Genomic DNA, 16845 nt, shown 5'->3' on the forward strand with positions numbered 1-16845 from the left:
TGCGGCCGGGTATTGGGTGGTGCCGACACGGCGAGTCGAACGCCGGACCTACGCATTACGAATGCGTTGCTCTACCAGCTGAGCTATGTCGGCGCAGCGGGCGCCAGTGTAACCGAGGGCAGGCCAATTTCAAGCACCCTGTGACGCACTAATCGGCCATATTCGTAAGGTCACCCCAGCGCTGCAGCGACTGCTGCAAGCCCGAATAGCGCGGATTGTCGATTGCCAGTACCAGCTGGGCCCGGCGCCGCAAGTAGGACAACACACGCTCGTCCAACGCGATAGAACACGCTTTTAGCCGCTGCGCGATAATGCGTGGCAATGGCTCTGCGCCGTTGTCTATCTGCAGAATCGCGGCCATCTCCCTGTCCAGAGCGACTACCGCCTCTCCCAGCGCCAGTTCGCGCTCTACGATTCCCAGCGCATTGGCTGCCACCCTGAGCTGGTAAGCTTTGAATCCATCCAACTCGCCAAGCACTTCGCTCTTCAGGAACGCACGCACCGCGGCCAGTAATTCCTCGGAGTCGGTGCCACTCATGGCAATTTTCCCTCCAGCAGCAAAAGCAGGTCGATCTCCGCTTCCGATAGGCGGCGACCCACGGCCGCACGCTCCAGGCTGGCATCTTCTCCGCTACGGTATTTCTCCAGCATGATAAGGCAGACTGTTCCCCAGAAAAGCGCGGCGTACGCCTGCCAATAGATTATCTCGTCCATGGCCGGCCGCTGCCCGGTTGCCGCCTCATAGCCCGCAAGAAGATCATCGTATTGGCCAAACCCACCCACAGGTGCATCGGCTCCGAAGCGCCAGACGTTGGCGCTGAGATATCCCAGGTCACGCACCGGATCGCCCAGGTGAGCGAGCTCCCAGTCCAGTACGGCGACCAGACCGCCCTCGTCGACAAGCAGGTTGCCGTTGCGAAAATCCCCATGGACCAGCGCTTTGGACTGACTGCCCGGCCGGTTGTCGCGCAACCAGTCAAGGCCCAGTTGCAGCACCGGCGAACCATTATCATGGGTATCCAATAAAGACTGGGCATGCTCGAACAAGATTGGACCACTGTGGTCGGGCAGGCCAGCAGGCAACGCATCTACTGGCACCCGGTGTATCTGGCCTAATGCGTGGCCGCACTGCCAGGCCAGCTTGTTCCGCGCTGCGGCAAAGCGTGCATCGGCGAGCAAACGCTGGGGTAAAGCCTCGCCTTGTTCGCGGCTCATCACATAACCCTGGCCCAGCTTGTCACCCGCTGTCAGCAGGTGCCGGACTGTAGGCACAGGCACACCCGTCGCGCCGGCAGCACTCAGCAAGGCCGCCTCATCGGCTATTGCAAGTTCGTTCCAGTCAGTAGCGTTCCTGCCGCTGCTGCCGGGCTGTCGACGCAGAATCAATGGCTCTGTATCGCTGCCATGCTCAAGATCGAATGACCATGTTTCCATATTGGCTCCACCGGAAAGGCGGCGCAGAGCCCGCACCGCGCCGCTGCTCCCCGGAATGAGTGCAGCCAACAAGCGATCGGCCATAACAGAGGGGTCCGATGCGGAGTGAGATTCGTTCGTTGCTGACATCAATCTTGCACCCCATGCCTGCGAAGCGCCCTGCACAACCGCGACAGGGCGTGATTTGCACAACAGCCAACTGTGAATATTGCGACTCGCACCTACAGGTAATACTTCAGCAGCGACAACACCAGGGACAGGCCTACCAGTGGAATCAGCCAGCGGCGCAACTGGGCCATGCGGTGCGAGTCAGCAGGCGCCGCAAAACGCTGTCCGAGGAACACCATCAGGGCAACTCCACCAAAAATTAACAACAGCAATAACAACAGGTTTGGCATTTGGCACTCCTGGCTGGACTCCGCGCCCACGTCGTTGATCGAGTAAGCGATTGAGCTGGCTTATTGCCCCCGGTTACCTACTGCAGCGAACCCCGCGGCACCGCCAAATATTATTCGCGCAAGTCCCGGGACACCAGCGTGGCACCCTCTGCTGTGCAGTTCAGATTCTTCAGCAGACCATCGGCGAGATTGTAAACGAGGCCGTGGACCGCCAGGGACTGCCCGCCCTGCCACGCCTGTTGCACAATTTTTGTACGGCACACGTTGCCCACCTGGGTGATCACATTGAGTTCACACAGGCGCTGTAGCCTTGCGCCCTTATCGGCAATTGCCTCAAGCTCATCGTGATGTCGCTTTTGCACCTCCCTGATGTGGCACAGCCAATGATCGAGCTCTCCATTCCCGGTATTCTCATACGCTGCTTGAACACCACCGCAACCGTAGTGTCCTACGACCAGGACGTCACGTACCTTCAGCACATCAATGGCGTAACGCATGACAGTAAGGCAATTCAGGTCCGTCTCTATCACCATGTTCGCCACATTACGGTGCACAAAAAGTTCACCGGGGCCCAGTCCGACCACCTGACTGGCCGGCACCCGACTGTCGGCACAGCCGATCCAGAGGTAACGGGGGCTTTGTCCGGTGGCAGATGATTCAAAGAAATCGGGATCATCGGCTTTGATGCCGTCAGCCCACTTCCGGTTGTTGTCGAACAAATGACTGAGCGCGCTCACTGCCTTACCTCAGATGACAAGGGTGCTGAGTCGCGACTGTGCCACACAATTACCGCCGCGCGCTACAGCATCTTGCAGCGCTTTATCGGCGACGGAGCCCATCTGTGTTGCCAGCTGCTCGAGGTCAACCGCGGGAAATTGCTGCGGCTCCCAGGTGACGAACCCGGTACTGATGGACACCTGCAATACTGCACCACGCCCGTCATCGATTGAAAACTGTTCAATATCCCCGCGCAGACGCTGCGCGATATCCCGGGACACCGCCTCTCCCGTGCCGGGCAGCAGTATCGTGAACCGCCCCTGTTCGAGACGCGCGAGGCAGTCTGTCAGCCGCATGTTGGACAACAGGCGCTCCGCGATCTTCTTGATGACAAACTGACCACGTCGCTCACCGTAACTCTGGTAAAGCTCGCTGAAGTCATCTATCTCCAGCAGCAAAATTGTCACGGGGGAATCACTGCGCCGCGCACGGGAGATCTCTCGGGACAACTCCCGTGAAAAGCCTCGGGCATTGCTAATATGAGTCAGGGAATCCAGCAGGGTGAGCTGCGAGCTCTGACGACGAGTTACGGCTCTGCGCAGGCAGAGGGACACAATTGTTGTCAGGTGAGCCAGGAGCTCGTCCTCCCCCTCACCAAATGACAGCGCACCGTCCTGGTAGCCAATATGCAGGCTCCCGATAATCTCGCCTTCCTGCATGAGGGGCATTAGCAGCGCGCCGTCAATACCATGCTCCGACTTGAGCACCTCGAACATGCGTGAGTTGGTCGCGTCAATCTGGACGATATCCGGCTCCAGCTCATACAACTCCTGTATGGGGAAGACATCGTTGAGGAGTTGCAAGCTCTGACCATAGCGCTCCGCTCCCTCCATCAGGGGAGAGAGCACATCGTCCGGATCAAACAACCATAATTCCGAGGCACGGAAAGCGAAGTGACGAGGTAGGCTGACCAACAGCACCTCAAATAACGCCAGCAGATCTTCGGCCTCCAGCAGCATGAGCTCCATCTGCCGTGTTTGGTTATACAGGTAGCGATTGACAACATCCGTTTCATCGCGGCGACTCACACTGAGCTCGGACCCGGATAACGCGGGCGGAGCCCCTTCAATTTCCTCGCCGATACCGCTGTCGTAATTACCATCCTTAGTCATACGCGCTTCCCCGCCACAATCAGACGCCTCAATACCGCCATACTAAGATCGTTAGTGGCTCTAGCAGTGTATGCGCCCTATACTTGGGTTGCAATCCTGACGGGCGCCGCCCATGACCTCAGCTCTGCCGCATCCTATCAAGCATCGGCTCCAACAAACTCTGGCCCAATGGCCGCGATGGCAATGTGCAAAGCCCCTGCAGCGCCCACCTGAATTCTTACAAATACTCTCGGGGGGAATCAGTAATTTCAGCGCACTAGTGGGCGCCGATCAGCGATTCGTCGTGCGCATTGATGGCGTGAATCCTGGACTCAACGGCCTCAACCGACAGGCTGAATGGCGCGCTCTGCATTCGGCGTATCGGGCGGGGATTGCTCCCTGTCCGCGTTACTTCAATCCGGATCTTGGCAGCTTGGTCTGCGACTATCTTGAGCCGGAACCGAGCGCAAATGAGACCGTGTCACAAGTGGCCGCGCTGCTCGCGGCCATACACAGTTTACCGGCACGGCATCATCGCATGAACCTGGGTGAGCGCATCACACGCTATGAAAAACAACGGGCACTTTGCGGTAAAACCAACTCTGCGCTCGACCACTGTCGCCAACCGATCAGAGCCTTACTCAATACCAGTGAACAGCGACAGACAACGCCGGTCCTATGCCACAACGACCTGCTGCGGGCCAACCGTATTGTGCACAGGGGCAGCCTCTGGGCCATTGACTGGGAGTACTGCGCCATGGGTGACCCTCTTTACGATCTGGCCGTGGTTATCGAGGGAGACTCTCTTCCCCGGCAGGACGCAAACCTACTCGTAAAACACTACCTCGGCCGACAACCTGACCAAGGCGAAAGAGAAATACTGCTCCACTACGGTTACCTGTACCGTTACCTTGAGATACTGTGGTACGCTGCCCAACCCGAACCGCTGATGGGCGCACATTTACTGCGCGAAAAAACGGCAGCGCTGCTGGAAGAACTGCCGCGGGGCTAGTCACGAAAGTTAGTGAATTGCAGGGGTGAGTCCAACTCCAGTTCACGCAGCACAGCCATGACCGCCTGCAGGTCATCGCGCTTTTTGCCGACAACCCGCACCTGCTCGCCCTGTATCTGGGCCTGTACTTTTATTTTCAGATCCTTGATTTTCTTAACGATAGTCTTGCACTGACCGCTGTCGAGTCCATGGCGTAACAACACAGTTTCGCGCACCGTTTTGCCTGAGGCCTGCAAATCGCTGCAATCCATGGCCTTGGGATCAATGTCACATTTCACCAGTGCGCTGCGCAGCATATCCTCCATCTGCTGCACTTGGAAATCCGCCTCCGCAGTAATGATGACTTTGCGTTCTTCGCGCTCAAAGGAGGCCTCCACGCCTTTGAAGTCAAAACGGTTCGCAACAATTCTGCCCGCCTGATCTACCGCATTCGTCAGCGCGTGCGATTCAACTTCCGAGACAACATCGAAGGATGGCATAGTGGCAGGTCTCCCGCTCAAAGTGGTGTACAGTACATACATGGTAACGGCCCACTCTCAGTTTTCAATCCCGGGATACAACGTTTGAATACAGGTCAGGCCCACTGGCACATACTGGGCGCGGGAGCGATAGGCAGCCTGTTTGCCGACGCCCTGTCGACCGATGGTCGCCAAGTGTCACTGATCCTGCGCGATGGCGTGCACGGAAAAATCCGGACACAGGCAGTCGAACGAGGCGACCTGGTCAGCGAAAAACACTTCAAGACAACAGGGCCGCGCGGGCACACCGGCATATCGCACCTGCTGGTCACTACCAAGGCCTACGATGTCTGTTCAGCGATAGACAGTGTTGTCCACCGTCTTAACCCGGATTGCAATATCGTCCTGCTGAGTAACGGTATGGGTTTCCAGGAACAGGTGCTGGCATCCTTACCCTCACTGAATATTTATTGCGGCACCACCACCGAGGGTGCTCACCTTCTCGCTGCGGGACATGTTCGCCACGCAGGCAGCGGCGAAACCCGCATCGGCCGCGCCGCTAAAATCGCGGACGACAGACGCCCGCTGTGGTTTCATCAATGGGAGCGCGCGATCGATAACAGCGTGTGGGATAGCGATATACAGCCTGCCCTGTGGACCAAGCTGGCGATCAATTGTGTGATAAACCCACTCACAGCGCTCAATCGATGTCACAATGGCGAACTGGGGGCGAGCAAATCGCTGGCTAATCAGGTCGCACCACTGCGCGACGAAATTGCCGCCGTGTGCCGTGCCCAGGGGCACGCAGAAATCGCCGAAGCGCTACCCCGTATCACCGCCGCCGTTATTCAAGCTACGTCGGATAACCGGTCATCGATGCTGCAGGATATAGACGCTGGACGGCTCACTGAAATCGATTACATCACGGGCTACCTGCTTGAAGTTGCTGATCAGCACAGCATCGATACACCTCTCAACCGCGCACTTTTCGAGGCGATAAAATCTCGTGCCCATTGAAACTCTAGCACTCTCCAGCGTCATGTCACCCATCGCACTGTCAGTGATCGCAACCCTAGCGCTGGTGCTGTCTGACCAGCGCGGCTTTCGCCCCGGGCGTTACCTGTGCAAACCCCTGGCTGCAATCGCTTTCGTGTGGCTCGCAGTCAACCTTGGCGCCGAGGACACCGCCTACGGGAACTGGCTGCTAGCGGGACTAATTTTCTGCATGGTGGGAGATCTATTTCTCATGCCAGACAATGAACGCAGCTTCCTCGCCGGACTCACTGCCTTCCTGTGCGGCCATTTGTTGTTTGCCGTGGCCTTCCTGCAATTGCCCCTGAACATCACCGGTTTCGTAGTCTCCGCTGTCCCCGTGGCCTGCCTGTTGCTGGTGGTGTGGCGATGGCTGTCGCCCCATGTTGAAAGCGCGATGAAAGTGCCTGTCATTGCCTATATTGTGGTCATTTCCACCATGCTCGTGTGCGCCGGCTTCACCGCAGGCCACGTGATTGCGCCCGTGGCAATCGTCGGAGCGTGGGGCTTCGCGCTGTCAGATCTGGCGGTGGCGCGAGGCCAGTTCGTAGCGCCGGAATCAAAAGCAAGCGGCCTGTGGGGCACCCCCCTCTACTTTGCTTCCCAAATGTTACTCGCAGCCTCGGTGGCACTGGCCTAGATCACTGCAACACCGACCGAGTCGCGTCTCGCACCGCATAACGCCATTGCGGCAATGGCATATCAGCCAGCAGCACCGCTTGCTGGCGAAACGCTTGCGACCCTTGCTGACGGTAAATCGCGAATACACAGACGACTCCCTCGCAGCGCAGAGTCACGTCTATGGTTTGGGGCAACGTCGCCCAGCGCCCTGACCACCAGGGCTTGGTATACGCGGTCGTATCGAGCTGCTCACCCACTTGCCCGATAATGCGTGTACGCCCCCATTGTTCATCCAGGACGGCTTTCACCTGGCCTAGCAACCAATGAGGGGACACCTCATTCGGCACTGCCGGATTTCCGCCAAATTCGGTTATCGGCTCGCTGAACCGCACTGCAGTCACGCGCTGGTAATCGCCGATCACAAACGCAATACTAATCAAGACCAGTGCGAGGGTCGCGGTCGTTACCCTGACTACCCGACCGGATACCTGCATCCACTGCAAGACGCGCCCCGTCAAACCAATGACCCCTGAATCCGAGCCCATCCGCGCGTCCCGGTCTCGAAAAAGATTTGGCGGGAGCTTTTCCCGGGACTCCCGACGAAAACAAGGTCGCGCCTCGACAATCAGGCTGTTACGCGTTGATACAGGCAAGCTGTACAACACGCCACGCATGACCGAGCGGACACTGCGCGAACTCTTGGGACGGTCACGGGGGTTTTTCTGCAATAAGCTATCGACCAGTCGCACCAACTCTTCAGGCAATTCGACTGCACCTGACACTCTGTCACTCACTGGGCAATATGTGCCCTCAATGAGCATTTTTGGGTCGGAGCGACCGTTGCGATAGAACGGGTGTTCGCCTGTCAACATCCTATACAACAAAGCACCGAGGGCAAACAGATCCGTCCTCTCATCCACCACGTCATCGAAAAACTGCTCCGGGGCAAGCGCCGAGAGACTGGCCTGCTGACTGCGAGCGCCGCTCTCCGCAGCGGCGATACCAAAGTCTGTCAGTACAACCCTGCCATTATGTGCGATGAGTACATTACTGGCCTTGATATCACCGTGCACAATGCGTCGTCGACGCGCCAACGCCAGTGCGCTCGCGATATCAAGTCCCACTCGTACCGTGCTCGCGACGGAGGGTCGTACGCGGGACAGGTACTCCTCCAAACTGCAACCGGGCACATACTCCATGACCAACGCCAGGTGCGACGCGGACTCAACAATATCGTGTACCTTCACCACCTTTGGGCTCTGAATATCCGCGATAATTCTGGCCTCCTGCAGCAGGGCTTTACGCATCTTGCGCCTGTTCGGCATACGGTAGATCTTGATCGCCACACGCCGCTGCAACCTGGAGTCGTAACCGAGGTAAACGCTGCCCTGCCCGCCCCGGTCAATCAGACGCAATATGCTATAACAGCCCACCGTGTTATTCATGAAAGGCGGCCTGCGACCATTACAGACTGAAGTTGCGCATGCGGCTGCGCAGAGTATTGAGCGGGACCCGCAGGTGACGAGAGACCGCGGCACTGTCACCGCTGAATTCATCCAGAGCGGATTGAATTTCTTGCGGCGAAAGGGTACTGGCAAGACGGTAGAGTGGCGAGCTCTTTATCCGGCGATAGACGGCCGCTCTGGACACACCTAACTGCTTAGCGACCGGCTTTACTTCGAAACCGTTTGCGGCCATTACCTTGTCAAAGGTCTCTTCGTCGACCTCCTGCAAACGACGGGGCTGTGGTGACAGCGCTGCGCTTCGCGTCACGGCAATGCGCGCAGCCTGCAACCTGTCAGGCACCTCTGGTCGACCCTCTCCGGTCAACGTCACCTGCCGCACACAGTTTTGCAATTCGCGTACATTCCCCGGCCAGTCATAGTCAAGGAATGCGAGAAACAGCAACGCCCATGCAGCAATTTCAGTGGCCGGGGCATCTCTGTTGGGCAGGGAAATCGTGCGCTCGCAGTGGTCCGCTGTGCGCTCGAAGAAATACCGCATGAGTTCTCCGATATCCTCCGGGCGTTTCCGCAACGGGGGAAGGTCGATCTGGCAGGCACCAAGACGGTGACGCAAAGCCGCCCTGAAGTCGCATTCACTCCCCTCAAGATCCGTCTCCGTCGCCGAGATAACACGCACATCCACGCGTTCTACTGGCCCACCCACCCGCTGTATTTCACCTTGCTGCAACGCCCGCAACAACTGGGTCTGGATGGAGAGAGACGCATCGCCGATCTCGTCGAGAAAAAGGCTGCCTTGTTCCGCCAGCTCGAAGAATCCCGGCACGGCGCGCTCCGCGCCAGTATAAGCACCGCGAGCACAGCCAAAGAGCACTGCAGGCGCAAGATCTCCCGGGATCGCCGCCATGTTCACACTGATCATGGGGCCGCCGCTACGCTGGCTGGCCCGGTGAATTGCATTGGCGACCAGCTCCTTACCTGTCCCCGTCTCACCCAGTATTAATACGTCCAGATCACATCGGGCGGCCCGATCTATCTGTTGCCTGACCACCACCATAGCGGCACTGGACCCTCGCAGGCACGACTCCTCCGGGGAGACACCCGCAGCCGGTCCTGCCGGGGGCGCTGAGCGGAGCAGCAGAACGATACTGTGGCCCAACAGCATGGCCACGCCGCGATGGAGGCGATCGGAACGGATTTCCAGACTGTCAAACAACTCCGCGCCATCTACCCGGCAGCGGCTCGCATTCTCAAACCGCTTCAGCGTGAGTCGCCCATCCCTCAATGTAAATTGCACCGCGCGGCGGCTCACGTGCCGGTCATCGAGCACAGAGGGCGGTCCCCCGTCGTTGGGGAAAAAGCGGGGGCTGCGTCGGCCCAGCACCCAGGGCGCGCCGCGCGCGCGTGCTGGCACCCTGGTGCGATAGCCAATGAGACTGGCCTCAGGGTGAAAAATCACCGTCAGCACTACATCAGTGGCAGCGCCGCTCCTGGCGAGGGACGCAACCACGGACGGAAGCGTCATCTCTGGATCAGGTCGCGTCGGCGTAGGGTTCGCCATAGGAATCACCGTCTTGCTATTGCGAAGATTCTCTCTAAAAGCTTAGCAGCTAGCGCAAAATTTGCCGCAATCGACGCCGAGGGAGCTGCCCTCACAGCAGGCGCTGGTGTTACAGAGACGCGTAAAATCGCTCCCAATCGAAAGCCGGGCCGGGATCGGTTTTGCGACCCGGGGCGATATCACTGTGCCCTGCAATGCGCTCGGCGGACAGCTCCGGATAGTGCGCAAGCAGTGCCGCCGTAACTGCAGAAAGAGTCGTGTACTGGGCATCGCTATAAGGTTCATCGTCGGTGCCCTCAAGCTCGATGCCAATACTGAAATCGTTACAGTTCTCGCGTCCTCTGTAACTGGACTGTCCCGCGTGCCAGGCGCGCTCCTCGAAACTCACGAACTGCAGCACCTCGCCCAATCGCTTGATAAGCAGGTGAGCAGATACCTGTACACCGCGGATTTCATCAAAATACGCGTGCTCTTCCCAGTCCAGGCAATTCGTAAAAAAACGCTCGATGCAATTACCGCCATAACGGCCCGGGGGCAGTGAAATATTGTGGATGACCAGCAGCTCCGGGGCACAGCCCGGCGGTCGCGGTCCGAAATTGGGTGACAGTCGCTTGTCCGCACCGCGCAACCAACCCCTATCCACCTCGTACAGCATGTGCTTTTTTCCTCCGCACTATTCACCGGTTCACACAGTTTAACCCGATCGAGGGTCTCATCGCAGGCTTGGTGATGGGCGGGATTAACAGCATGCGTAACGAACTGTTACAATCACCGCACTGTGACTCACGATCCCCTCTCTATGAAAGATGCATCTTCCGCCATCGCAGCGCCGGACAGGCGCGCCGTAGAACGCAATGTGCGCAGTGCACTGCAAGAGGACATTGGCAGCGGCGATGTAACCGCGGGCCTGATAGCGCCGGACACACGCGCGCACGCGCGCGTTATCACGCGAGAAAACGGCGTGCTGTGCGGTCAGCCCTGGGTCAACGCCGTATTCGCTGCGCTGGATTCGACGATAAGCATCACCTGGAGCAAGCAGGACGGTCAAAACATCAGCGCCGGTGATGTGCTGTTTACCGTGGAGGGTCCGGCGGCCCCCCTGCTGACCGGGGAGCGCAGCGCACTGAATTTTTTACAGTTACTCTCGGGAACGGCAACGCTTTGTCAGCACTATGCCATGCAGGTGCAAGGGACAGGCGTGAAACTGCTGGACACACGCAAAACGTTGCCCGGTCTGCGAGATGCGCAGAAGTACGCAGTGCGCTGCGGCGGCTGCCATAATCACCGGATCGGACTGTATGACGCGTTCCTGATCAAGGAAAACCATATCGCCGCCTGCGGCGGAATAGGTCCCGCGGTGCAATCGGCGAGGCGGTCTGGCGCCGGAAAAATGGTGCAAGTGGAAGTAGAATCGCTGACAGAACTTGAGGCCGCGCTTGCCGCCCGGGCCGACCGCGTTATGCTGGACAACTTCTCTGTGCAGCATATCAGCGATGCCGTCGAACTCGCCGATGGCCGGGTCGAACTCGAAGTCTCCGGAAACGTCACCGCAGACTCGCTGTTAGCGATTGCCAATACCGGTGTGGACTACATTTCGATCGGCGCACTGACCAAAGACGTCACCGCGATGGACCTGTCTATGAGACTGCAACACACCTCCTGAGCCGCAGAAAAACGCTCAGGTCAATGGGCGCTTGCTGACAATTACCCCATTATTGTCCGCGTAGACATAGTCGCCCGGGTCAATGGTGACACCGCCGAGTTCCAGCGGGATATCCCGCTGACCCGCACCACGCTTTTCGGTCTTTATCGGACAGGCGCCAAGCGCCTGAACGCCCAGAGTCATGAGGGCGATTTCGTCGACGTCACGAATCGAACCGTAAATCACCAGCCCCGCCCAACGGTTATTCACGGCTTTCTGCGCCAGCATGTCTCCCAGTAAAGAGCGGCGACGGGAGCCACCCCCGTCCACCACAATGACACGGCCTGCGCCGGGCTCTTCAACGCACTGTTTGATCAAGGAGTTGTCCTCGTGGCACTTGATAGTGACAACCTCGCCACTAAACCGGCTAACCTGCCCGAAGTTGCGCAGCGCCAGCGCCAGTGCGCGCGCATCGGGCGCCGCGTCCGAGAGATCAGGGGTGGAAAAATCAGTCACATTACCTCCGCGTTCCGCATCGTCGTCATAGGTTTTTCAAGCACCCAGATATAGCCAGGCACCAACCAGATGGCGTACCTGGAGATGAACCGGGCGAGTCCATGCTTTAGCGTACCGGTTTTCATCATATACCGCGCTTGGTATTTATCCGGATCGCGGATAATCAGGGGGGTATAGTCCGTCACGGAGAAACTGCACACCAAATGCTTGAGCCCCCAATAAGTGAAATGTTTCTCGTAATAATATTCCCCCTTGCCCACAAGCCTGAGGTAACGGTGTGCGAGTGGCCGAGGAATAACCGCAAGCAGGGGCAAATTGTAATGCGGTTCGCGGTACATCAAGCGGTTACCTGCGGCAAAATAGATTTTCCCGCCAGGTTTGAGCACACGGTACATCTCTGCCATTAATTTTCCCGCATCCGGCACATGCTCGTAAACCTGAGAGCAAACCACCACATCAAATGTATCGGCCTCATAGCGCAGCGCCATGGCGTCGCCTGTTTCAAAGTGGAGATTTTCGTTGTTAAACGTTTTCCGGGCAAACTGGATTGCCGTCTCGTCGATATCGATGCCCGTCACACTGGCAAAGTGTCTGGAAAGGTATTCATCAATTATGCCTGCGGAACCACCCACATTGAGTGCATGCAGTCCTGCCAGCGGCCGATCGCTGCATTCGGAGAGGACACTGACCATCGTTCTGGCCTTACGACGCCGCCCCTCGATATCGAACATCGAGGTCACGCTGCCCGAATACCCATGCTGGTAACCCCTTTCCAAACTCACCTACTCCTGTCATCAACGCGAGCCCTGCGGGCATGTCCCCTTGGCAATTGTAGCGATGAACGTATAATTCTTCCTGTAAATATTTGATAGCATCCCATTCATTAAAAAAATAGGGCGCTCCCGGTGAAAGTGAATCGTGTGGATCTTAACCTGCTGGTCTATCTGGATGCGCTGCTGCGTGAGCGCAATGTCACACAGGCGGCACACCAGCTCAATCTGTCCCAGCCCGCCATGAGTAACGGGCTGCGTCGCCTGCGTGAATTATTCGATGACCCCCTGCTGGTGCGCACCAGTGACGGCATGACACCCACGGAACGGGCGCTGGAACTGGAACCTGTCGTGCGCGAGGTGCTGAGCAAGATTGACCAGGCGGTGCAGCCGCGGGGTGATTTTGATCCCGCGCGGGCGAAACAGGTTTTCCGCATTATGGCCAGCGACTACGCGGAATCCACTCTGCTGCCAAGCGTTTTGGGCAAGCTGCGACAGTCGGGGCCGGGATTGACACTGGATATTATGACGCCGTCGGATGTGAGCTTTCTCGACGTTGAGCGAGGCAAGGTCGACATGGTGATCAACCGCTTCGACTCCATGCCCCAGTCCTTCCACCAGATTCACCTCTGGAATGACAGCTTCACGTGCGTGCTGGGCCCGGATAACGCGGTACTGGACGATTTCACCCTCGATAACTACCTGAAAGCCCACCACGTATGGGTCAGCAAGACCGGCATGGGCGTCGGCGTCGGTGTGGATCCCGGCGACGTGCAGCGATTGGGCTGGGTTGATCTGGCTCTTAACACGCTCGGCAAAAAACGCCAGATCACCGTGTTCACACGCCATTATCAGGCGGCGATGACGCTGGCCGAACAAAATGACCTGATCGTTACCCTGCCCACTCGAGCAGCACAGCTCAACCTCGACAACCCCCGCCTCGTGCTGCGGCCGCCACCGCTGGCGATTCCGCCCTTGGAACTGAAGATGGCCTGGAGCCCGCTGCTACAGCATAATCCTGCCAATCGCTGGTTGCGCCGCTTGATCGCCGATACCGCCCGTGAACTGGACGGGCAGCAAGCCACTCCCTGACCTGTATTGCGGTGGCCTGCGCCACGCCGAACACCGGTTTATTGGCAGGGCGGCGACGCCAGCGAGAGATTATTCACATAAATGATGGTGGCGATAAAATTGATTGATTCGCTAAATTCCGCTGCTGCCCCTAAACTCACCCGCATTGACCGCACTAACAAGAGGTTTGGGCATGACTGATCGCGTGCAAGAGGGCGGCCTGCAGGTCGCAACAACTCTCCACGAACTGCTGGAACAGGAGATTGCTCCGGGCACGGGCATTAATCCTGCGCAATTCTGGAGTGGACTGGAATCCCTTGTAACCGAGTTGGGGCCCCGCAACAGAGCCCTGCTCGCCGAGCGGGATGAGATGCAGAAACAGATAGATGCCTGGCATGAGGCCCATGGCGGAGCCGACTACGACCGGGCCGCCTACAAGGCATTTCTGACGGAAATCGGCTATCTCCTGCCCGATATTCCCGACTTCCAAATCAGTACCGCTGACGTTGACGACGAGGTCGCACACCTTGCCGGCCCCCAACTGGTGGTGCCGGTAATGAATGCCCGTTATGCACTCAACGCTGCCAACGCACGCTGGGGAAGCCTTTACGATGCGCTCTACGGCACGGATGTTATTCCTGCCCACAATGGCGCGGAGCGCACCGCTGACTACAACCCCGTGCGAGGCACACGGGTAATCGCTTACGCCAGGGAATTCCTTGATAATTACTGCCCACTGGACGGCCACAGCCACTCAGAGGCCAGCGCCTATCGTATCGTCGATGGTGCCTTGCAAATCACCATGATCAACGGCAACACTTGCGGCCTGTCGCACGCCGAACAACTTCGGGGTTATTGCGGCACGCCCGACGCACCCACGAATATCTTACTGCGCCATAACGGCCTGCATATCGATATACAAATAGACCCGTCGCACCCGATCGGCGCCAGCGATACAGCGGGTGTTAAGGATGTGGTACTGGAATCGGCACTCACCACTATTCAAGACTGCGAGGATTCTGTGGCGGCGGTAGACGCCGAGGACAAAGCAATTGGTTACCGCAACTGGCTCGGTCTGATGCGTGGCGACCTTGAAGACCGCTTCGACAAGGGCGGAAAAACCGTTAGTCGCAGGCTGCAGGACGATCGCACGTTTACCACTCCAGACGGCGGCAGCTTGATATTGCCAGGGCTGAGCCTGTTGTTCGTGCGCAACGTGGGACACCTCATGACAACGCCGGCCATTCTCGATGGGCAGGGAGACGAAATTCCGGAAGGCATTATGGATGGCCTGTTTACTGCCATGATCGCGTTGCACGACCTGAAGAAAAGCGGCGATGTGCAGCGCAACTCGCGTGCGGGCAGCATGTATATTGTTAAACCGAAGATGCATGGCCCCGATGAAGTCGCCTTTACCTGCGACCTGTTTGCTGGCATCGAATCGATCCTCTCACTGGCGCCCAACACGCTGAAAATGGGCATCATGGATGAGGAGCGTCGCACTACGGTTAACCTCAAAGCATGCATCCATAAGGCACGTGAACGCCTGGTGTTTATCAACACCGGCTTCCTCGACCGCACCGGTGATGAGATACACACCAGCATGCGTGCGGGCGCGATGACACCCAAGGGTGCCATGAAAGAAGAGGACTGGATCAAGGCCTACGAAGACTGGAACGTGGAGACTGGTCTGCGCTGCGGGCTACCCGGTAAAGCCCAGATTGGTAAGGGCATGTGGGCGATGCCCGATCTTATGTCAGACATGATGAAAAACAAGATCGCGCATCCGCAATCCGGGGCAACCACTGCCTGGGTCCCCTCACCTACCGCGGCGACACTGCACGCTATTCACTACCACCAGGTGAATGTGTCGGAGCAACAGGCAACGATCAGCCAGCGTCCCGCCGCGGCACTGGATGATATCCTGCGCATTCCCCTCAAGGGCGCCAAGCCCTTGGACAAACCTACAATCCAGCGAGAATTGGACAACAACGCACAGGGCATTCTTGGCTACGTGGTGCGATGGATCGACCAGGGCATTGGCTGCTCCAAAGTGCCTGACATCAATCACGTTGGCCTCATGGAGGACAGAGCCACCCTGCGCATTTCAAGTCAGCATATTGCCAACTGGCTGCGCCATGGCGTGTGTAGCAAGGAACAGGTCATGGAGACACTCAAGCGCATGGCGGCTGTCGTGGATCAGCAGAATGCCCATGACCCGTTGTACCGCCCCATGGCACCGGACTTCGATAAGAATGTGGCTTTTCAAGCAGCCTGCGACCTGGTATTCCTCGGCGAAAAACAACCCAGTGGCTATACCGAGCCGGTGCTGCACGCACGCCGCGCGCAGGCAAAGGCCGAGCAGAGCGCGGACAGTTGAAGGACACGTTGTGGCAGCGTGCGCGGCATCATTACCCTCTGACCAAGCGCTGCTAACCCTTGCAACTCGGCGGGAGATACTCCCGCGGCAGCGGGTCGTTTCGTCCGGGGCCTGACCCCGGCAAGCAGGTCCAGCGCATACCGCTGCCGCCATTGGTCGAGCCCGATAACTGAAAGGCGAGTAGATTGTCAGGATCGGGCGATCCACCGTCTACCACGCTGGCATAGACCTTTGCCACGATATACACACTCTCTCCGTCGACCAGCGGGTCAGGCGCCCAAGCCAGCGAATGCACTACCTCACTGTTTTTTACGCGCAAGTCCAGGGTGGACAACTCTGCCTGACGGGGGTAGCGGCGTTTGGCCGCGACGTAGCCGGCCAGCAGGGTCTTGGCTTTACCCAGCTGTGCCAGAGGTTCACTGATCTTGGAACGCACCACATAGGACTGGTAAACCGGCAGGGCAATGGCCACCAATATGCCCAGGATGGCGAGCACAACCATCAACTCCACCATGGTAAAACCCCGTTGCGCTCGTGTCGCCTGCAACATCGCATTATCTCCCTGGGCCTGAACGCGCATTCTTTCGATAACGGCGCGCCTCTCTCAACGACTGATCAG

The 16845-nt window shown here is 58.1% G+C and carries 18 protein-coding genes and 1 tRNA gene; 6 read left to right on the forward strand and 13 right to left on the reverse strand.

What is annotated here, in order from left to right; translation table 11 throughout:
* Positions 1 to 17: 17 nt before the first annotated feature.
* From EYC82_RS07840 to EYC82_RS07865, 6 genes are all read right to left on the reverse strand, one after another.
* Positions 18 to 93 (reverse strand) — tRNA-Thr (locus tag EYC82_RS07840).
* A 55-nt stretch (positions 94 to 148) separates the two neighbouring features.
* Complete coding sequence (locus EYC82_RS07845) at positions 149 to 538, reverse strand: DUF6285 domain-containing protein (protein ID WP_279248986.1); 390 nt, start codon at positions 536 to 538, stop codon at positions 149 to 151.
* Positions 535 to 1563, reverse strand: a complete 1029-nt coding sequence (locus EYC82_RS07850) for a phosphotransferase family protein (RefSeq protein ID WP_279248987.1) — start codon at positions 1561 to 1563, stop codon at positions 535 to 537. Before EYC82_RS07850 ends, EYC82_RS07845 begins: the two co-directional genes overlap by 4 nt.
* 92 nt (positions 1564 to 1655) lie before the next feature.
* Positions 1656 to 1832 (reverse strand): hypothetical protein, encoded by a 177-nt coding sequence (locus EYC82_RS07855; protein ID WP_279248988.1) that lies wholly within the window; start codon positions 1830 to 1832, stop codon positions 1656 to 1658.
* 110 nt (positions 1833 to 1942) lie between these two features.
* The gene (locus EYC82_RS07860; RefSeq protein WP_279248989.1) at positions 1943 to 2569 is read right to left on the reverse strand and encodes a carbonic anhydrase; all 627 of its coding nucleotides are present in this window, start codon (positions 2567 to 2569) and stop codon (positions 1943 to 1945) included.
* 9 nt (positions 2570 to 2578) lie between these two features.
* A complete protein-coding gene (locus EYC82_RS07865; RefSeq protein ID WP_279248990.1) occupies positions 2579 to 3721 on the reverse strand; it encodes a GGDEF domain-containing protein in 1143 nt (380 codons plus the stop codon).
* A gap of 112 nt (positions 3722 to 3833) precedes the next feature.
* On the opposite strand from EYC82_RS07865, the gene EYC82_RS07870 reads away from it, so the two are divergent.
* Positions 3834 to 4712, forward strand: coding sequence for a phosphotransferase (locus tag EYC82_RS07870; RefSeq protein WP_279248991.1), 879 nt, complete (start codon positions 3834 to 3836; stop codon positions 4710 to 4712).
* On the opposite strand, the gene EYC82_RS07875 is transcribed toward EYC82_RS07870, so the two are convergent.
* Positions 4709 to 5191: a YajQ family cyclic di-GMP-binding protein gene (locus EYC82_RS07875; RefSeq protein WP_279248992.1), complete on the reverse strand. Its 483-nt coding sequence runs from the start codon at positions 5189 to 5191 to the stop codon at positions 4709 to 4711. The genes EYC82_RS07870 and EYC82_RS07875 overlap by 4 nt on opposite strands.
* Positions 5192 to 5275: 84 nt before the next feature.
* On the opposite strand from EYC82_RS07875, the gene EYC82_RS07880 reads away from it, so the two are divergent.
* Both EYC82_RS07880 and EYC82_RS07885 read left to right on the forward strand, forming a co-directional pair.
* On the forward strand, positions 5276 to 6187 hold the full coding sequence (locus EYC82_RS07880) for a ketopantoate reductase family protein (protein WP_279248993.1): 912 nt from the start codon (positions 5276 to 5278) through the stop codon (positions 6185 to 6187).
* A complete protein-coding gene (locus EYC82_RS07885; protein ID WP_279248994.1) occupies positions 6177 to 6842 on the forward strand; it encodes a lysoplasmalogenase in 666 nt (221 codons plus the stop codon). The genes EYC82_RS07880 and EYC82_RS07885 overlap by 11 nt, the downstream gene beginning before the upstream one ends.
* 1 nt (position 6843) lies before the next feature.
* Here the strand turns inward: EYC82_RS07885 and EYC82_RS07890 are convergent, their stop codons facing one another.
* From EYC82_RS07890 to ampD, 3 genes are all read right to left on the reverse strand, one after another.
* Positions 6844 to 8268 carry a serine/threonine-protein kinase gene (locus EYC82_RS07890; RefSeq protein ID WP_279248995.1) on the reverse strand — a complete coding sequence of 475 codons (1425 nt, stop codon included), beginning with the start codon at positions 8266 to 8268 and terminating at the stop codon, positions 6844 to 6846.
* Positions 8269 to 8287: 19 nt separating this feature from the next.
* Positions 8288 to 9847 carry a sigma 54-interacting transcriptional regulator gene (locus EYC82_RS07895; protein ID WP_279248996.1) on the reverse strand — a complete coding sequence of 520 codons (1560 nt, stop codon included), beginning with the start codon at positions 9845 to 9847 and terminating at the stop codon, positions 8288 to 8290.
* Positions 9848 to 9956: 109 nt separating this feature from the next.
* Positions 9957 to 10502, reverse strand: coding sequence for a 1,6-anhydro-N-acetylmuramyl-L-alanine amidase AmpD (ampD, locus tag EYC82_RS07900; RefSeq protein ID WP_279248997.1), 546 nt, complete (start codon positions 10500 to 10502; stop codon positions 9957 to 9959).
* Positions 10503 to 10646: 144 nt separating this feature from the next.
* On the opposite strand from ampD, the gene nadC reads away from it, so the two are divergent.
* Positions 10647 to 11510, forward strand: coding sequence for a carboxylating nicotinate-nucleotide diphosphorylase (gene nadC, locus EYC82_RS07905; protein ID WP_279248998.1), 864 nt, complete (start codon positions 10647 to 10649; stop codon positions 11508 to 11510).
* Between the two features lie 15 nt (positions 11511 to 11525).
* Here nadC and rraA read toward each other — a convergent pair whose 3' ends face one another.
* Both rraA and EYC82_RS07915 read right to left on the reverse strand, forming a co-directional pair.
* Entirely contained in the window at positions 11526 to 12005 is a 480-nt protein-coding gene (rraA, locus tag EYC82_RS07910) for a ribonuclease E activity regulator RraA (protein ID WP_279248999.1), read from the reverse strand.
* On the reverse strand, positions 12002 to 12781 hold the full coding sequence (locus tag EYC82_RS07915; protein ID WP_279249000.1) for a class I SAM-dependent methyltransferase: 780 nt from the start codon (positions 12779 to 12781) through the stop codon (positions 12002 to 12004). Before EYC82_RS07915 ends, rraA begins: the two co-directional genes overlap by 4 nt.
* A gap of 129 nt (positions 12782 to 12910) precedes the next feature.
* On the opposite strand from EYC82_RS07915, the gene EYC82_RS07920 reads away from it, so the two are divergent.
* Together EYC82_RS07920 and EYC82_RS07925 are read left to right on the forward strand one after the other, a co-directional pair.
* Positions 12911 to 13867 carry a LysR family transcriptional regulator gene (locus tag EYC82_RS07920; protein ID WP_279249001.1) on the forward strand — a complete coding sequence of 319 codons (957 nt, stop codon included), beginning with the start codon at positions 12911 to 12913 and terminating at the stop codon, positions 13865 to 13867.
* Positions 13868 to 14039: 172 nt separating this feature from the next.
* Positions 14040 to 16226 (forward strand): malate synthase G, encoded by a 2187-nt coding sequence (locus tag EYC82_RS07925; protein WP_279249002.1) that lies wholly within the window; start codon positions 14040 to 14042, stop codon positions 16224 to 16226.
* Between the two features lie 52 nt (positions 16227 to 16278).
* Here the strand turns inward: EYC82_RS07925 and EYC82_RS07930 are convergent, their stop codons facing one another.
* Positions 16279 to 16776, reverse strand: coding sequence for a type IV pilin protein (locus tag EYC82_RS07930; protein WP_279249003.1), 498 nt, complete (start codon positions 16774 to 16776; stop codon positions 16279 to 16281).
* Between the last annotated feature and the right edge of the window lie 69 nt (positions 16777 to 16845).

The sequence above is a fragment of the Candidatus Marimicrobium litorale genome, from assembly GCF_026262645.1.
In the GTDB taxonomy this organism is placed as follows: domain Bacteria; phylum Pseudomonadota; class Gammaproteobacteria; order Pseudomonadales; family Halieaceae; genus Marimicrobium; species Marimicrobium litorale.

Excerpts from the sequence above, each read along its gene's own strand:
- EYC82_RS07895 (WP_279248996.1), bottom strand. The coding sequence starts at position 9,847 with ATGGCGAACCCTACGCCGACGCGACCTGATCCAGAGATGACGCTTCCG.
- EYC82_RS07875 (WP_279248992.1), bottom strand. The coding sequence starts at position 5,191 with ATGCCATCCTTCGATGTTGTCTCGGAAGTTGAATCGCACGCGCTGACG.
- EYC82_RS07925 (WP_279249002.1), top strand. The coding sequence starts at position 14,040 with ATGACTGATCGCGTGCAAGAGGGCGGCCTGCAGGTCGCAACAACTCTC.
- EYC82_RS07930 (WP_279249003.1), bottom strand. The coding sequence starts at position 16,776 with ATGTTGCAGGCGACACGAGCGCAACGGGGTTTTACCATGGTGGAGTTG.
- EYC82_RS07850 (WP_279248987.1), bottom strand. The coding sequence starts at position 1,563 with ATGTCAGCAACGAACGAATCTCACTCCGCATCGGACCCCTCTGTTATG.
- ampD (WP_279248997.1), bottom strand. The coding sequence starts at position 10,502 with ATGCTGTACGAGGTGGATAGGGGTTGGTTGCGCGGTGCGGACAAGCGA.
- EYC82_RS07870 (WP_279248991.1), top strand. The coding sequence starts at position 3,834 with ATGACCTCAGCTCTGCCGCATCCTATCAAGCATCGGCTCCAACAAACT.
- EYC82_RS07865 (WP_279248990.1), bottom strand. The coding sequence starts at position 3,721 with ATGACTAAGGATGGTAATTACGACAGCGGTATCGGCGAGGAAATTGAA.
- EYC82_RS07855 (WP_279248988.1), bottom strand. The coding sequence starts at position 1,832 with ATGCCAAACCTGTTGTTATTGCTGTTGTTAATTTTTGGTGGAGTTGCC.
- EYC82_RS07890 (WP_279248995.1), bottom strand. The coding sequence starts at position 8,268 with ATGAATAACACGGTGGGCTGTTATAGCATATTGCGTCTGATTGACCGG.
- EYC82_RS07845 (WP_279248986.1), bottom strand. The coding sequence starts at position 538 with ATGAGTGGCACCGACTCCGAGGAATTACTGGCCGCGGTGCGTGCGTTC.
- nadC (WP_279248998.1), top strand. The coding sequence starts at position 10,647 with ATGAAAGATGCATCTTCCGCCATCGCAGCGCCGGACAGGCGCGCCGTA.